13 protein-coding genes are annotated in these 15,722 nt (G+C 67.9%); 8 read left to right on the top strand and 5 right to left on the bottom strand.

Going from position 1 to position 15,722, the window contains the following annotated elements; all coding sequences use genetic code 11:
- The first annotated feature begins 19 nt into the window (after nt 1-19).
- The gene (locus tag Q3A80_RS13030) at nt 20-1,822 is read left to right on the top strand and encodes an alkaline phosphatase D family protein (RefSeq protein WP_446329395.1); all 1,803 of its coding nucleotides are present in this window, start codon (nt 20-22) and stop codon (nt 1,820-1,822) included.
- A 97-nt stretch (nt 1,823-1,919) separates the two neighbouring features.
- On the opposite strand, the gene Q3A80_RS13025 is transcribed toward Q3A80_RS13030, so the two are convergent.
- The 4 genes from Q3A80_RS13025 to Q3A80_RS13010 all read right to left on the bottom strand — a co-directional run bounded on the left by Q3A80_RS13025 (nt 1,920) and on the right by Q3A80_RS13010 (nt 6,517).
- The gene (locus tag Q3A80_RS13025) at nt 1,920-2,396 is read right to left on the bottom strand and encodes a DNA-deoxyinosine glycosylase (RefSeq protein WP_446329394.1); all 477 of its coding nucleotides are present in this window, start codon (nt 2,394-2,396) and stop codon (nt 1,920-1,922) included.
- A complete protein-coding gene (locus tag Q3A80_RS13020; protein ID WP_446329505.1) occupies nt 2,396-2,992 on the bottom strand; it encodes a chorismate--pyruvate lyase family protein in 597 nt (198 codons plus the stop codon). The genes Q3A80_RS13025 and Q3A80_RS13020 overlap by 1 nt, the downstream gene beginning before the upstream one ends.
- A gap of 8 nt (nt 2,993-3,000) precedes the next feature.
- Nucleotides 3,001-4,899 carry a molecular chaperone HtpG gene (gene htpG / locus Q3A80_RS13015; protein WP_446329393.1) on the bottom strand — a complete coding sequence of 633 codons (1,899 nt, stop codon included), beginning with the start codon at nt 4,897-4,899 and terminating at the stop codon, nt 3,001-3,003.
- Between the two features lie 157 nt (nt 4,900-5,056).
- Nucleotides 5,057-6,517 carry an aminotransferase-like domain-containing protein gene (locus tag Q3A80_RS13010; RefSeq protein ID WP_446329504.1) on the bottom strand — a complete coding sequence of 487 codons (1,461 nt, stop codon included), beginning with the start codon at nt 6,515-6,517 and terminating at the stop codon, nt 5,057-5,059.
- A 239-nt stretch (nt 6,518-6,756) separates the two neighbouring features.
- On the opposite strand from Q3A80_RS13010, the gene Q3A80_RS13005 reads away from it, so the two are divergent.
- The 7 genes from Q3A80_RS13005 (at nt 6,757) to Q3A80_RS12975 (ending at nt 15,095) form a co-directional block, all read left to right on the top strand.
- Complete coding sequence (locus Q3A80_RS13005; RefSeq protein WP_446329392.1) at nt 6,757-7,449, top strand: VOC family protein; 693 nt, start codon at nt 6,757-6,759, stop codon at nt 7,447-7,449.
- Nucleotides 7,450-7,498: 49 nt separating this feature from the next.
- Nucleotides 7,499-8,407 (top strand): DMT family transporter, encoded by a 909-nt coding sequence (locus Q3A80_RS13000; protein ID WP_446329391.1) that lies wholly within the window; start codon nt 7,499-7,501, stop codon nt 8,405-8,407.
- Nucleotides 8,408-8,559: 152 nt separating this feature from the next.
- On the top strand, nt 8,560-9,741 hold the full coding sequence (locus Q3A80_RS12995) for an aminotransferase-like domain-containing protein (protein WP_446329390.1): 1,182 nt from the start codon (nt 8,560-8,562) through the stop codon (nt 9,739-9,741).
- Nucleotides 9,742-9,783: 42 nt separating this feature from the next.
- The gene (locus tag Q3A80_RS12990; protein WP_446329389.1) at nt 9,784-10,242 is read left to right on the top strand and encodes a RidA family protein; all 459 of its coding nucleotides are present in this window, start codon (nt 9,784-9,786) and stop codon (nt 10,240-10,242) included.
- Between the two features lie 7 nt (nt 10,243-10,249).
- A complete protein-coding gene (locus Q3A80_RS12985; protein ID WP_446329388.1) occupies nt 10,250-11,131 on the top strand; it encodes a PhzF family phenazine biosynthesis protein in 882 nt (293 codons plus the stop codon).
- Between the two features lie 218 nt (nt 11,132-11,349).
- Complete coding sequence (locus tag Q3A80_RS12980) at nt 11,350-13,689, top strand: bifunctional diguanylate cyclase/phosphodiesterase (protein ID WP_446329387.1); 2,340 nt, start codon at nt 11,350-11,352, stop codon at nt 13,687-13,689.
- 197 nt (nt 13,690-13,886) lie between these two features.
- A complete protein-coding gene (locus Q3A80_RS12975) occupies nt 13,887-15,095 on the top strand; it encodes a chromate transporter (protein ID WP_446329386.1) in 1,209 nt (402 codons plus the stop codon).
- Nucleotides 15,096-15,162: 67 nt separating this feature from the next.
- Here Q3A80_RS12975 and Q3A80_RS12970 read toward each other — a convergent pair whose 3' ends face one another.
- A complete protein-coding gene (locus tag Q3A80_RS12970; RefSeq protein ID WP_446329385.1) occupies nt 15,163-15,609 on the bottom strand; it encodes a multidrug/biocide efflux PACE transporter in 447 nt (148 codons plus the stop codon).
- Nucleotides 15,610-15,722: the final 113 nt, after the last annotated feature.

Raw genomic sequence — 15,722 nt, 5'->3', positions numbered from 1 at the left:
ATGTCGATCGGGAGGATCGATGGATCGCCGCCATTTCCTCAAGTCGTCGACCTTTTTCACGATTGCGGCCGCCACCGGTTCGCTCGGTGTTCCGCGGTCGGCGCGGTCTGCCGGCACGGTGCGCAAAGGCCGGTATCGGTTCCCGCAGGGCGTCGCCAGCGGTGATCCGCGCGATCGCTCCGTCGTGTTCTGGACGCGATGCGTGCCGGTCGTCGAAGACGTGCGGTACCGCGCAAAAGGCGTCGCGCACACGGTACCGTTACGGCTCGAAGTATCGACGCGGCCGGATTTCCCGGCTCTCGTCGCCAGCGTGCCGTTGCGGGCGCGCGCCACCCATGACTTCACCGTGCGCGCGAAGGTAACGGCGCTTTCACCGAATACCACGTACCACTATCGGTTCGTCGCCGGCGACGACGTGAGCGTCACCGGCGTCGCGCGCACGGCGCCGGATGCAAAGGACACCAGCAACCGCGTTCGCTTCGCATGGCTCACCTGCCAGGACTGGAGCATCAATCACTGGCAAGCGATGAGCCTGCTGGCAGCCGAAAGCGATCTCGATTTCGTCGTGCACGTGGGCGATTACATCTATGAAACGGTCGGTGCCTCCAGACCTGGCGCAGTCGAAGCGGCGCATCCCCCGCTGCGCCTGCCTGACGGAAAGCGGCTTGCCGATGGCAGCGAGTATGCCGAGACGCTCGAAGACTACCGGACGCTCTATCGCACCTATCGTACCGACCCGCGCTTGCAGACGCTGCACCGGCGCCTGCCGATGATCGCGATATGGGACGACCACGAATTTTCCGACGACTGCTGGCAGGATCATCAGGTCTACACCAACGAGGAAAGGCAGGAGACGCAGCGCCGCCGCAATGCCAGTCGTGCGTGGGCGGAGTACATGCCGGTGGACTGGAGCGACGTGCGCTTCGAACCGGACGATCCGTCGTACACCAACATTCGGATCTATCGCGAATTTCGCTTCGGCATGCTGATGCATCTGGTGATGACGGATGAGCGGCTGTATCGCGACGACCATGTCGTAAGCGAGGCGGCTGTCGCGCGCGCACACGGGCACGACCCGGTCAATGGCGATGACGCAGCCGGCTCGCGCTACTTCGTCAAGCAGGACGTGCTACAGCGCTTCGAGGCGCGGGATACCGCGCAGCTTGGTCGCCCGCCGTCGATGCTCGGCCCGGAGCAGACGCAATGGTGGAAGGCCACGATGAAGGGTTCGCCTGCGACCTGGAAGGTATGGGGCAACGAGGTGATGTTGAACCGTCTGTGGGCCGTGATGCCAGGCGCGCCGCAAACGCCGGCAGCACGCCTCGTGGTCGATTGCGACGCATGGGACGGCTATCCGGCGCACAAGCACGATCTCCTCTCATACGTGAACGAGCAGGGAATCCGCAACGTCGTCGCGATCAGCGGCGACTTGCATGCGTTTCAGTGCGGCGTCGTGCGGGACGACCCCGATCCTGCAAAAGGGACGCCCGTGGCCGTCGATTTCGTCTGCGCAGGCATCAGCAGCGCGTCCTTCTATTCGTACCTGAAGGCCGCATGGAGCGGCACGCCGCTCGCGTCGCTGGCCGCCACGCCGGCCAGACTCGACGCCTTCCTGATGGCGAACAATCCCGATCTGTGCCACGCGGACCACGACGCGCAGGGTTACGCGTCAGCCACGGTCACGCCGGAGCAATTTTCCGTGGTGTTCAACAAAGTGAGGCCGTTGAACCCGGACGGCACCGCACCCGCGAATGCGCTGCTCGATCGCACGCGGCTGACCGTGCCCAGGGATTCGGTCGAGGTACGCGTCGAGCGTTTCTAGCTTCGCGCTTCAGCGATGGCGGATGCTCGCGCAGCGCATCGAAGCCGTTCGAACGGGTTGAGGGTTCTGGCCGATTCGAGACTCGGAGATCGTCGAGTCAGGGTTGGATTTCGCGCCAACGCAGCAGCTTTTGCTCGAACGAAAGCGAAGCATTGGCCGGGCTCGAAGACGGCAGAACGAGCGTTTCGTAACCGGCGGCGCCGATCACTTCAGCGAACCGCCCGGCCGTCTTCCCGTTGAAGCACACCTTCTTCAGCAACGGCGCATGCTCGCGCAACGACGCGAAGTCGTTCGGCTTCGCATTGCGGATCGCCGAATCGAGACTGCCTTCGCGATGACATGCGTCGAGCACATCCCAGATGCCGATGCCGTGCGCCAGCACGCGTTCGAGCCGCGCATCATACGCAAGCTCGTGCAGCCCCGGCTCGCCGAGCACCGCACCCAGCAACCGCCAGAACTGGTTGCGCGGATGCGCGTAGTACTGCGCGGCATCGAGCGATGCCTCGCCGGGAAAGCTCCCGAGGATCATCGTATGCGTATGCGGCGCGACGACCGGCGGAAAGCCTTGCAACATCATCCTTCTCCGTGCGGTCCGGCCGACCGCGGCCCGTCGCCGTGCGCGGCGAGATGGCGCCACAGCGCCGGCAGCATGCATTCGGTGACCATCAGCGGCTCGCCGTGCCGCTGAAACACCGAGCGCCGCGCGGCGAACGCGTGCGGCGCCCGCGCGCCCTGCAACGCATGGCTCGCAAGCGCATACAGCGGATGGCCCGCGATCACGCGCCGGCTGACGAGCGCGGAGCGCTCGACCTGCGGATCGCTGTACAGCAGCTCGGCGAGCGGCCGCGTGCGCAGCCGCCGCATCGCCTGCCACACGCCCTTGCTGGCCGCGAGCGGCGCGATGCTGTGCGCGGCGACGTACGGCGTGCCGTCGACCGACAGGATCACCTCGCGCACCCACATCGGCGCGCGCGGCGCAGTGCCGAGCGCGGCCGGCTCGTCGAACCACGGACCGTCGACGGCCTCGCGCGTCACGCGCACGGTCACGCTGCCGAGCCGTGCGAGATGCGCGGTCAGCGATCCGCCGCGCGTGAGCCAGTCGCGCTGGTCGAGCGAACAGCCGGGCCGCGGCGTTTCACGCCAGCCCGCCTGCGCGCCGTCGAAGCGCATCCGCGTGTTCACGCCGTGCGCGACAGCAGCAGCGCGTTGGTCCGCTTCACGAAGCTCGCCGGATCGTCGAGCATCCCGCCTTCGGCCAGCAATGCCTGGTCGAACAGCAGATGGCACCAGTCGCCGAATTCGGCGCTGTCGGCGTTCAGCTGCTTCACGAGCGCGTGCTCCGGGTTGATCTCGAGGATCGGCTGCATCGCCGGCGCGTTCTGGCCGGCGGCCTTCAGCATCCGCTGCAGGTAACCGCTCATGTCGTTGTCGTCCGCGACGAGGCACGACGGCGAATCGGTCAGGCGGAACGTCACGCGCACTTCCTTCACCTTGTCGCCGAGCGCTTCCTTCATCTTCTCGACGACCGGCTTGATCGCCTCGCCCGCCTGTTCCTGCGCCTTCTTCTCCTCGTCGTTCAGCTCGCCGAGGTCGAGATCGCCGCGGGCCACGCTCGCGAGCGGCTTGCCGTCGAATTCGTGCAGGAACGACAGCATCCATTCGTCGACGCGATCGGTCAGCAGCAGCACTTCGACGCCCTTCTTGCGGAACACTTCCAGATGCGGGCTGTTCTTCGCGGCCTGCCACGTATCGGCGGTCACGTAGTAGATCTTGCTCTGCTCCGGCTTCATCCGCGACACGTAGTCGGCGAGCGACACGTCCTGCGCGTCGGTGTCGCCGTGCGTCGACGCGAAGCGCAGCAGCTTCGCGATGCGCTCGCGGTTCGCATGATCCTCGCCGACGCCTTCCTTCAGCACCTGGCCGAACGCGCTCCAGAACGTCTTGTACTTCTCCTTGCCGGCATCGTCTTCCGCGTTCGCGAGTTCCTCGAGCATCGACAGCGCGCGCTTCGTCACGCCTTCGCGGATCGCCTTCACGTCGCGGCTTTCCTGCAGGATTTCACGCGACACGTTCAGCGGCAGGTCGGCCGAATCGACGACGCCCTTCACGAACCGCAGGTATTGCGGCAGCAGCTGCTCGGCGTCGTCCATGATGAACACGCGCTTCACGTACAGCTTCAGGCCGCCGCGGTAGTCGCGGTTCCACAGGTCGAACGGCGCGCGCGCCGGCACGAACAGCAGCTGCGTGTATTCGCTCCGGCCTTCGACGCGGTTGTGGGTCCACGTGAGCGGATCCTGGTGGTCGTGCGCGATGTGCTGGTAGAACTGCGTGTACTGCTCGTCGGTGATGTCGCCCTTCGAACGCGTCCACAGCGCGCTCGCCTGGTTGACGGTCTCGTCCTCGTCCTTCAGGACCATCTCGCCCTTTTCCTGATCCCACTCTTCCTTGCGCATCAGGATCGGCAGCGCGATGTGATCGGAATACTTCTGGATGATCGACTTCAGGCGGTGCGACGACAGCAGTTCGTCCTCGCCTTCGCGCAGGTGCAGCGTGATCGTCGTGCCGCGCTGCGCGCGCTCGATCGCGTCGATCGTGAAATCGCCCTCGCCCGCGCTTTCCCAGCGCACGGCCTCGTTCGCCGGCAGGCCGGCGCGGCGCGTCTCGACGGTGATCTTGTCCGCGACGATGAAGCCCGAGTAGAAGCCGACGCCGAACTGGCCGATCAGCGCCGCGTCCTTCTGCTGGTCGCCGGACAGCTTCGTGAAGAATTCCTTGGTGCCCGAACGCGCGATCGTGCCGAGGTTCGCGATCGCCTCGTCGCGGCTCATGCCGATGCCGTTGTCCTCGATCGTGATCGTGCGCGCGGCCTTGTCGAAGCCGATGCGGATGCGCAGGTTCGGATCGTTCTCGTACAGCGCGTTGTCCGCGAGCGCTTCGAAACGCAGCTTGTCGGCCGCGTCGGACGCGTTCGACACCAGTTCGCGCAGGAAGATTTCCTTGTTGCTGTAGAGCGAATGAATCATCAGGTGGAGGAGTTGCTTGACCTCTGCCTGAAAGCTCATCGTTTCGTGTGCCATGGATGCTGTTTCCTCTTACTTGAACTTGAAGGGTGTGGCGCAGGCGGCCGGCGCGCGATGCCGGCGCCCGTCAAGGACAACCGCCTGGCGCAAGCGGTTTGCGCCGGCATATGGGGACGGGCGGCGCGATTTCAAGGGGCGGCCGCGCCGCCCGCCGTCACGACGCGCGCCGCGCCGCCGACTCGATATAGCGCGCGAGAAAGCCCGGCAGCGCCGGATCGCCGCAGTTCGCGACGTTGAAGCGCGTCCACGTCGACGACGACTGCTGCGGCGAGAACAGGCTTCCCGGCGTGAGCAAGAACCCTTCCTCGTGCGCGGCGGCCGCGAGCGCGTCGGAATCGACGCCCGTGTCGGCCCACAGGAACATCCCGGCCGCCGGCATCGTGAAGAGCCGCAGCCCGGTGCGCTCGAGCATCCGCGCGGTCTTGTCGCGCACGCCGTCGAGCCGCGCGCGCAGCCGCTCGACGTGGCGCCGGTAATGGCCTTCGGTGAGGATCTTGTAAAGCACGCGCTCGTTGAGCTCCGGCGTCGTCATCCCGACCAGCATTTTCTGGTCGGTGATCGCCTTCGCGATCTCCGGCGCGCACGCGACATAGCCGACCCGCAGGTTCGCCGCGAGCGTCTTCGAATAGCTGCCGAGGTAGATCACGCGCTTCAGCTGGTCGAGGCTCGCGAGGCGCGTGGCCGGATAGCTCGGCGGGCACAGGTCGCCGTACACGTCGTCCTCGACCACGAGGAAGTCGTACGCCTCCGCGAGCTTCAGGATCCGGAACGCCTGCGCGGCCGACAGCGACGTGCCGGTCGGGTTCTGCAGCACCGAATTGATCACCAGCATCTTCGGCCGCCACATCTGCACGAGCGTTTCCAGCGCGTCGAGGTCGGGGCCGTCCGGCGTGTACGGCATCCCGACGAGTTGCGCGCCCTGCGACGCGAAGCGGCCGAACATCTGGAACCACGCGGGATCGCCGACGATCACCGCGTCGCCCGGCCGCACGTAGATCCGCGAGATCAGGTCGATCGCCTGCGTGATCCCCGACACCAGCACGAGCTGCTCGGGCTTCGCGCCGATCTCGACTTCCGCGAGCCGCGTCTGCAGTTGCTGGCGCAGCGGCAGGAAGCCCTGCGCGGTGCCGAAACCGAGCATCTGCGCGCCGGACTGGCGCCCGAGCGCGCGCAGCGCGCCGGTGATCAGCTCGCCGTCGAGCCAGCGGCCCGGCAGGTAGCCGAGACCCGGCCCCTTTTCCGGGCTCGCGGTATGCAGCATGTTGCGCAACAGCCAGACGACGTCGATCGTGTTGTGCACCGGCGCGGCCTCGGCCACGCGCGCGACGCTGTCGGCCGGTTGCGGGCCGGCGGCCGTGCGCTCGCGCACGTAGAAGCCCGAGCCGCGCCGGGAGTCGAGATACCCCTGCGCGACGAGCCGCTCGTACGCCTCGACGACGGTGAAGCGCGACACGCTCTTGTCGAGCGCGAGCTTGCGGATCGACGGCATCCGCATGCCGGGCCGGAACACGCGTTCGTCGATCCGGCGCCGCGCCCACTGGACGAGCTGGTCGACGAGCGTGAGCGTGGCCGTATCGTGCGGCACGGGAATCTGCGCGAGTGGGACGGTGGACATGGTCGACATGGGCGGCGGCTCCAACTGTACCGAAGGCTATCGCGCCGATTGTACCGTTACTGTGCCGGTCGCGACGATTACAGTTGACCGCAATGGCGATCGTGCGGCCGCCGTTCCGGCCTTGCCGCACGCGGCGCCGGCCCGTCCGGCCCGGGTTCGCGGTCCCGCCGCCGGCCGGCCGCGCAGCCGCCCCGTGCACCGCCCGCCACCATGACACTTTTGCTTCCCGACCGACGCTCATGCCAGCCCGCTCCCTGTCCCTCGACCATCTCGTGATCGCAGCCCGCACGCTCGACGAAGGCGTGCGCCATGTCGCCGACGCGCTCGGCATCGAACCGGCCGGCGGCGGCCGCCATCCGCTGATGCGCACCCACAACGCGCTGTTCGGCGCGTGGGGCGGGCTGTATCTCGAGGTGATCGCGATCGATCCCGACGCGCCGGCCGCGAACGACGCCGCGACGCCGCCGCGCGCGCGGCTGTTCGGCCTCGACGACCCGGCGATCCGCGCGCGGCTCGCCGACGGCCCGTTCCTCGCGCACTGGGTCGCCCGCGTCGACCGCCCGCGCGACCTCGCGCTGTGGCAGCGCCAGTACCCGGCACGCATCGCGCCGGTCGTCGCGATGCGGCGTGGCGACCTGAGCTGGGGCCTGACGGTGCCCGACGACGGCGCGTTCCCCGCATGGCAAGGCGCCGGCGACGGCCTCGTGCCGTCGCTGATCCAGTGGGACAGCCCGCGCCATCCGGCCGAATCGCTGCCGGACAACGGCATCGCGCTGAAAGCGCTCGAGGGCACCCACCCGCGAGCGGACGCGATCCGCGAGCAACTCGACTGGCTCGGCGCCGGCCATCTGCTCGACGTCGAAGCCGGCGACGGCCCGCCCGCGCTCGTCGCCGAATTCGACACGCCGCAAGGCGCCCGCACGCTGCGCTGAACGCACTCCCCGTCGATTACCCGAACCGCAATACGGAGACACCCAATACATGAACTCGCGCGAAACCCGCGGCATGCTGCTCGGCCTCATCGGCGTGATGATCTTCAGCCTGACGCTGCCGATGACGCGTATCGTCGTCTCCGAACTCAACCCGCTGCTCAACGGCCTCGGCCGCGCGCTCGCGGCGGCGGTGCCGGCCGGCCTGCTGCTGTGGTGGCGCCGCGAACGCCTGCCGACGCGCGCGCAGCTGAAAAGCCTCGCGGTCGTGTCGGCCGGCGTGATCATCGCGTACCCGGTGTTCTCGGCCTGGGCGATGAAGACCGTGCCGGCGTCGCACGGCGCGGTCGTCAACGGGCTGCAGCCGCTGTTCGTCGCGCTGTACGCGGCGTGGCTGTCGCACGAGCGGCCGTCGAAGGCGTTCTGGGCCAGCGCGCTGGCCGGCAGCGCGCTCGTGATCGCGTTCGCGCTGCGCGACGGCGGCGGCACCGTGCAGGCCGGCGACGCGCTGATGCTCGTCGCGGTCGGCATCGGCGCGCTCGGCTATGCGGAAGGTGCGCGCCTCGCACGCCAGATCGGCGGCTGGCAGGTGATCTGCTGGGCGCTCGTCGTGTCCGCGCCGTTCCTCGTGCTGCCGGTCGGCTGGCTCGCCTGGGCGCAGCACGTCGCGCATCCGGCCCCGCTCGCGCTGCGCACGTGGCTCGCGTTCGGCTACGTGACCCTCTTTTCGCAATTCATCGGTTTTTTCGCGTGGTATGCGGGGCTCGCGATGGGCGGCATCGCGCGTGTCGGCCAGGTGCAGCTGCTGCAGATCTTCTTCACGATCGCCTTTTCCGCGCTGCTGTTCGGCGAAACGGTGACGCCGTCGACGTGGCTGTTCGCGGCCGCCGTGATCGCGACCGTGATGCTCGGCCGGCGCTCGGCGGTGGCCACGGCCCCGCGTCCCGCTCGCGCCGGCTGATGAGGTGCGCCATAATGTCCGTTTTGCCTGAACGGTTTTGCCCACACGGCCGCGACGGCCCGATCGCGCTCCCGCACGCCCACCCGGCTGCGACGACGCAATCGGCCTGACCGACCTTTCTTGACTGACCACGATATCCGAACGAGGAGACTATGAATCCGAGCGACCTGCATCCGCCGCACTGGCAGCTTTCCGAACGCGCCCGCAAGCTGACGAGCTCTGCGATCCGCGAGATCCTGAAGGTCACGGAACGCCCCGAGGTCATCTCGTTCGCAGGCGGCCTGCCCGCTCCGGCGACGTTCCCGGCCGAACGCATGCGCGCCGCGGCCGACCGCGTGCTGCGCGATGCGCCGGCCGCCGCGCTCCAGTACAGCGCGACCGAAGGCTACCTGCCGCTGCGCGAATGGATCGCCGAGCGCTACAGCGTGCGCGTGTCGCAGGTGCTGATCACGACCGGCTCGCAGCAGGCGCTCGACCTGCTCGGCAAGGCGCTGATCGACCCGAACAGCCCGATCCTCGTCGAAACCCCGACCTACCTCGGCGCGCTGCAGTCGTTCTCGCTGTACGAGCCGCGCTACATGCAGGTGCCGACCGACGACCAGGGCCTGCTGCCCGAAGGCCTCACGCCCGAACTCACGCAAGGCGCGCGGCTGCTGTATGCGCAGCCGAACTTCCAGAACCCGACCGGCCGCCGCCTGCCCGTCGAGCGCCGCCGCGCGCTCGCCGCGTTCGCGCAGTCGAGCCCGTTCCCGGTGCTGGAAGACGATCCGTACGGCGCGCTGAACTACCAGGGCGAGCCGCTGCCGACGATGCTGTCGATGGCGCCGGACCACGTCGTGCACCTCGGCACGTTCTCGAAGGTGCTCGCGCCGGGCCTGCGGATCGGCTACATCATTGCGCCCGAGGAACTCCACTTCAAGCTCGTGCAGGCCAAGCAGGCCACCGACCTGCACACGCCGACGCTCACGCAGCGCATCGCGCACGAAGTGATCAAGGACGGCTTCCTCGACGAACACATCCCGACGATCCGCCAGCTGTACGGCGCGCAATGCGAAGCGATGCTCGCGTCGCTCGCGCGCCACATGCCGGAAGGCGTCACGTGGAACCGCCCGGACGGCGGCATGTTCATCTGGGTGAACCTGCCGGCGCAGATCGACAGCATGAAGCTGCTCGAGGCCGCGGTCGCGAACCATGTCGCCTTCGTGCCGGGCGCGCCGTTCTTCGCGAACGACCCGCAGCAGAACACGCTGCGCCTGTCGTTCGTGACGGTGCCGCCGGAGAAGATCGAGGAAGGCGTCGCGCGCCTCGGCAAGCTGCTGCGCGAACGTCTGTGAGCCCCTTTTTCCTGTCACGACTCTCTACGAGGAATCGAACGCATGGCTAACGTCTACGACAAACTGAAGTCGCTCGGCATCGAGCTCCCGACCGCCGGCGCACCGGCCGCCGCCTACGTGATGAGCGCGCAGAGCGGCTCCACCGTGTACCTGTCGGGCCACATCGCGAAGAAGGACGGCAAGGTCTGGGCCGGCAAGCTCGGCGCCGACCTGCAGACGGAAGACGGCAAGGCCGCCGCGCGGGCGATCGCGATCGACCTGCTCGCGACGCTGCACGCGCACACCGGCGACCTGAACAAGGTCACGCGCATCGTGAAGCTGATGAGCCTCGTGAACTCGACGCTCGACTTCACCGAGCAGCACATCGTCACGAACGGTGCGTCGGAACTGATCGCGGAAGTGTTCGGCGACGCGGGCAAGCACGCGCGTTCGGCGTTCGGCGTCGCGCAGATTCCGCTCGGCGCATGCGTCGAGATCGAACTGATCGCCGAAGTCGCGTAACCGCGCAATGACCGGCCGCCGCGTCCGTTTCAAGCAGGTCGACGTATTCACGTCGGTACCGTTCAAGGGCAACCCGCTCGCAGTGGTGTTCGACGCCGATGCACTCGGCGACGACGACATGCTCGCGATCGCCCGCTGGACGAACCTGTCGGAAACGACGTTCGTGTGCACGCCGACCGATCCGGACGCCGACTACCGCGTCCGGATCTTCACGCCGGGCGGCGAACTGCCGTTCGCCGGCCACCCGACGCTCGGCACCGCGCATGCGTTCGTCGAAAGCGGCGCGCGGCCGCGCACGGCGGGCCGGCTGATCCAGCAGTGCGGGGTCGGCCGGGTCGAACTGCGCGAACAGGCCGATGGCTGGGCATTTGCCGCGCCGCCGGCCCGCTTCACGCCGCTCGACCGTTCGGACTACCCGGCATTGGCGGCCGCGCTGCGCAGCGACGCGATCGATCGCGACGCCGAACCGTGCGCGGTCGACAACGGCGCACCGTGGCTCGTCGTGCGGCTCACGTCGGCGCAGGCCTGCATCGGCCTCGCGCCCGATCCGGCCGCACTCGAGGCGCTCACGCACCGCTACGGCGCGCACGGCGTCGCGGTGTATGCGCCCCACCCCGCCGGCGGCCCCGCAACGTTCGAAATCCGCTGCCTGATGACGGGCGGCGGTTTCGGCACCGGCGAGGATCCCGTCACCGGCAGCGCCAACGCCGCGCTCGCCGAACTGCTGAGCCGCCAGCAGCGGCGCCCCGGCCCGTCGTACACGGCGCGCCAGGGCACGGCGATCGGCCGCGACGGCCGCATTGCCGTGCGCTACGACGACGACGGCACGATCTGGATCGGCGGCCACGTCGTGACGGTCGTGGACGGCACGTTCCAGGTACCGGCCTGACGTCAGCGTTGCGCGGGTGCGCCGGCTGAGCCGCCGCCCTGCGATTCCCCCGGCTATCGCAAAAACGTTCCAGCCAGTAATATCGGGCCTAATCCGTCGCTTCGGCGGGTCTGTCCTTGGTTGCGCATCCCGCGAACGAACAGACGCCGGTGCGGCCCCAACCATAGCCGACCATCCCGACGGGGGATGGCGCACGCGAGCAGGACCCGCCCTCTTCGATGAGCTCCGCCCGGTCAAACCACACGCCGCCGAACCGGCCGCTGCGCGCGCCGCGCAAGTCGCGCCGGCGCGCGCTGTTCGCGATCCCGCTGCTTGGGATGCTGGCGCTTGCGCTGCTGTGGGCGGTGATCATCGCGCGGCTGTCGGTCGAAAAGGACAGCGCGTACAAGGAGGCGGCGGCGTCCGCGGCGATCCTGTCGTCGGCGCTCGAGCAGCACACGGTCAAGGCGATCCACCAGGTCGACCAGATCACCCGCTTCGTCAAGTTCGAATTCGAGAAGTCGCCCGCGCACTTCAACCTCGCGAGCGCGGTCGAAAAAGGCGTCGTGCCGAGCGACACGCTGATCCAGGTGTCGCTCGTCAACGCGAAGGGCATCCTGTTCGCGAACACGGCCGAGCTCCATCCGCAGCCGATCAACCTGTCCGACCGCGAGCACTTCAAGGTGCACCTCGCGCACAACGACGACCGCCTGTACATCAGCAAGCCCGTGCTCGGCCGCGTGTCGAGCCACTGGACGCTGCAGATGACGCGGCGCCTGAACAATCCCGACGGCAGCTTCGCGGGCATCGTCGTCGTGTCGGAAGACCCGAGCTACTTCACGAACGACTTCTACAACAACGCGGCGATCGGCAAGGAAGGCGTGATCGCCGTGGTGTCCGACACGGGCGCCGTGCTCGCACGGCGCACGGGCTCCGTCAGCAACGCACCGGGCGCATTCTCCGCGTCGGGCGTCTACCCGATCGCCGAGCGCGTGACGGGCACGATCATCGATCCGATCGACGGCGTCACGCGGATCGTGTCGTACCGCCATCTCGACGGCTACCCGCTCGCGGTGATGGTCGGCCTGTCGCAGTCCGAGGAGTTCGCGGACTACTACCACACGCGCAACGTCTACCTGCTGATGACGAGCTTCATCACGCTCGCGATGCTCGCGTTCTTCGGCGTCGCGACGGGGCTGATCGGCAAGCTGCTCGGCCGCGAGCGCGAGATGACGCAGCTCGCCGAATACGACTTGCTGACCGGCCTCGCGAACCGCTACGCGACGCTGCGCGGCCTGCGCAACGACGTGTCGATGCCGGCCAGCCTGTCGCGGCTCGGCCTGCTGTTCATCGACCTCGACAACTTCAAGACCGTCAACGACACGCTCGGCCACAACGCCGGCGACATCGTGCTGCAGATGACCGCGTCGCGCCTGTCGGATGCCGTCGGCGACGAAGGGTCGCTCGCGCGGATCGGCGGCGACGAGTTCGTCGTCGTGATGAAGGGCGACGACGTCGAACGGCGCGCGGTGCGGCTCGCGGAAGCGATCATCCGGATGTTCGGCGAGCCGTTCGACGTGCGCGGCAGTTCGTTCGTGCTGCATGCGAGCATCGGCATCGCGCTGCACACCGTCGCGAACGAAAGCGAGATCGACCTGCTGAAGAAGGCCGACCTCGCGATGTACAGCGCGAAGGATGCCGGCAAGAACTGCTACCAGTTCTACGCGCCGCATCTGTCGCACCGCGCCGATCACCTGATGCGCTGGGAACAGCAGTTGCGCGTCGCGCTCGCCGAAGGGCAGCTGTTCCTCGCGTACCAGCCGAAGATCGATCTCACGCACCGCACGATCACCGGCTTCGAGGCGCTCGCGCGCTGGGACCATCCGGAACACGGGATCATCTCCGCGAACGAATTCATTTCGATCGCCGAATCGACGGGCCTGATCGTGCCGATCGGCGACTTCGTGATCCGCACCGCGTGCGAGCAGATCGCACGCTGGCGCGACGAAGGCCACGACACGCTGACGCTCGCGGTCAACATCTCGCCGGTGCAGTTCTGGCGCGGCGACCTGATCGAGACGATTTCGCAGGCGCTGCAGGACACCGGCATCGACGCGAACCGGCTCGAGATCGAGATCACCGAGACCGCGATGATGGAGTATCCGGAACTCGTGTCCGAGAAGATCGTCGCGCTGAAGAAGCTCGGCATCCGGATCGCGCTCGACGATTTCGGCACCGGCTACTCGTCGCTGTCGTACCTGCACCGCTTCTCCGTCGATACGCTGAAGGTCGACCGCTCGTTCGTGCAGGCGATCCCGAACGATCGCAGCGTATGCGTGATGGTGTCGTCGATCGTGCATCTGGCCCGCTCGCTCGGGCTCACGGTCGTCGTCGAAGGCACCGAAACCGAGGAGCAGATCGCGTGGCTGTCCGCGCTCGGCGAGATCGAGGCGCAGGGCTTCCTGTTCTCGCGCCCCGTGCCGGCCGACGCGATCCCCGCGCTGATTGCGCGCTTCGGCGTGCGCGGCGACCGGCCGAACGTCCTCCCCCACCGCGCGACCGGCAGCACCGGCGACTGAGCTCGCGCCACGCGCTCGCGGTGGTGCCCGGCACTCCGATTGTTTCGGTATCCGTTCCGATCGTCCGGTTCATTAACTAGCGTTTTCGCGCATGGCAGTGTCACGATGCGCGGCGGACAATCGGGAGGACCATCGTGCCGGCGGGCCGCCGTCACGTTCCTTTGCGCGCGACCGGGCCTTGCGCCGACAGCACAATCATGACAACCGTCGAAGTCGAAGCGGCCGAACGTGTCGAACAGACACAGGCCTCCCTGTGGGCGTTATTCAAGGCCGTCGCCGGCATTTCCGCGATGTCGTGGGGCGGGCTGTCGATGATGGCGCAGCTCGAACGCCACTACGTCGACCGGTTGCAGCGCATCGAGCCGCCCGTATTCGCCGATTTCGTCGCGCTCGCGTGGCTCGTGCCCGGCCCCGTCGGCTGCAACGTCGCGGTGCAGCTCGGCCAGACGCTGCACGGCCGCAGCGGCGCGTGGGTCGCCGGCATCGCGAGCGTGCTGCCGTTCTTCGTGCTGATGACGCTGTTCGCGATCTTCTATCGCACGCCGATCGTGCGCTCGCTCGCGGCGCCGATGCTGATCAATCACTTCGGGATGGTGCTCGCCGCGCTGATCGGCGTCACGTGGATCAAGCAGCTGCGCACGCTGGCACGCACGCGGCTCGAACAGGCGATCGCCGCGCTGTCGACGATTCTGCTCGCTTTCGCACATAGTCCGGCCGCTTTCGTGGGCATTCTCTTCGCCGCGTTTGCAGCGGGCTGGCTCACCGGGCCGCCGCAATACGACGCGGTCGACTTCAGGCTGGCGAAGCGCGACCGCAGGCTGCTCGTGCTGCTGGCGATCCTCGTCGCGCTGTTCGCGCTGCCGCTGCCCGGCGACTACCAGATGACGCTGCTGTGGCCGCGGCTTGCCGGCGCCGGCATGACGCTGTTCGGCGGCGGGTTCTCCGCGCTGCCCGTGCTCAAGGCGCTGTTCGTGTCGCCGGCCACCGGCATCTCCGATCACGACTTCACGCTCGCGTTCGCGCTGTCGCCGGTGTCGCCCGGCCCGCTGCTGAACGTCGTACCGTTTCTCGGCTACCTGACCGACGGCTGGATCGGCGCGCTGCTCGCGACCGCCGCGCTGTTCATTCCGTCGGGCTGCCTCGTCGTGTTCGCGCAGAACCACCTGTTCCGGCTCAAGCGCCATTCGCGCTTCGAGCACGGGATGCGCCTGCTGCGCGCGGCGACGACCGGCTTTCTCGTCGTCGCCGTCGTGAAGATCCTGCATCGCGAACCGGGCGAGCCGGTCTACTGGCTCACGGGCGCGTTCGCGACGCTGTGCTTCGCGCGCTTCAAGCTGCCCGTGTATGCGGTGTACGGCGCGGTCGCGATCGCTTGCGGCGCGTGGCTGTGGGCCGTGGCGCGCTGACGGCCGGCCGCAGGCGCGGAACATCGTTGCGACTGTCGTCGCGGCCACCGCGGCGGCCGCATGCCGCTCAACCTGCCTGCACCGCGACGCGGCGCGCGAGCCAGCGCGCACGCAGCGCGTCGTACGCGAGGTTGAAGCAGAACGTGTAAGGCAGGAAGAACAGCACGATGCCGAGGTCGAGCAGCAGTGCCTCGACGAGGCTCACGTTCAGCCACCACGCGGCGAGCGGCACCACCATCGCGACGAGGCCGAGCTCGAACATGACTGCGTGCACGATCCGCATGCCGAGCGTGCGCGCGCGGCCCGCGCGCCGTTCGAAGCGGTCGAACAGCGTGTTGAACGTCATGTTCCAGGCCATTGCGATCAGCGACACCATCACCGTCAGCACGCCGACGTGCGACACCGGCATGTCGAGCAGCCATGCGCCGATCGGCGCGCACAGCGCGATCGCGACCAGCTCGAACGTCAGCGCGTGGACGAGACGTTCCATCACCGTTTTGTTCGTCTGTTTCATCGTTCCCTCCGATTCGTTTGCGGTTTGCCATGACTCATGTCGACCATTTTGATCGGCCAAACCATACGAATCCAGTTTGATATCATCGGTTTTACCGATATAACGTCCACGAG

The sequence above is a fragment of the Burkholderia sp. SR8 genome (genome assembly GCF_052851275.1).
The sequence above is the reverse complement of the archived record's forward strand: the minus strand, read 5'-3'. Positions and strand labels throughout refer to the sequence as shown.

Coding starts and splice junctions, on each gene's coding strand:
- Q3A80_RS13030 (WP_446329395.1), top strand. CDS start 20: ATGGATCGCCGCCATTTCCTCAAGTCGTCGACCTTTTTCACGATTGCG.
- Q3A80_RS13025 (WP_446329394.1), bottom strand. CDS start 2,396: ATGTTGCAAGGCTTTCCGCCGGTCGTCGCGCCGCATACGCATACGATG.
- Q3A80_RS13020 (WP_446329505.1), bottom strand. CDS start 2,992: ATGCGCTTCGACGGCGCGCAGGCGGGCTGGCGTGAAACGCCGCGGCCC.
- htpG (WP_446329393.1), bottom strand. CDS start 4,899: ATGGCACACGAAACGATGAGCTTTCAGGCAGAGGTCAAGCAACTCCTC.
- Q3A80_RS13010 (WP_446329504.1), bottom strand. CDS start 6,517: ATGTCCACCGTCCCACTCGCGCAGATTCCCGTGCCGCACGATACGGCC.
- Q3A80_RS13005 (WP_446329392.1), top strand. CDS start 6,757: ATGCCAGCCCGCTCCCTGTCCCTCGACCATCTCGTGATCGCAGCCCGC.
- Q3A80_RS13000 (WP_446329391.1), top strand. CDS start 7,499: ATGAACTCGCGCGAAACCCGCGGCATGCTGCTCGGCCTCATCGGCGTG.
- Q3A80_RS12995 (WP_446329390.1), top strand. CDS start 8,560: ATGAATCCGAGCGACCTGCATCCGCCGCACTGGCAGCTTTCCGAACGC.
- Q3A80_RS12990 (WP_446329389.1), top strand. CDS start 9,784: ATGGCTAACGTCTACGACAAACTGAAGTCGCTCGGCATCGAGCTCCCG.
- Q3A80_RS12985 (WP_446329388.1), top strand. CDS start 10,250: ATGACCGGCCGCCGCGTCCGTTTCAAGCAGGTCGACGTATTCACGTCG.
- Q3A80_RS12980 (WP_446329387.1), top strand. CDS start 11,350: ATGAGCTCCGCCCGGTCAAACCACACGCCGCCGAACCGGCCGCTGCGC.
- Q3A80_RS12975 (WP_446329386.1), top strand. CDS start 13,887: ATGACAACCGTCGAAGTCGAAGCGGCCGAACGTGTCGAACAGACACAG.
- Q3A80_RS12970 (WP_446329385.1), bottom strand. CDS start 15,609: ATGAAACAGACGAACAAAACGGTGATGGAACGTCTCGTCCACGCGCTG.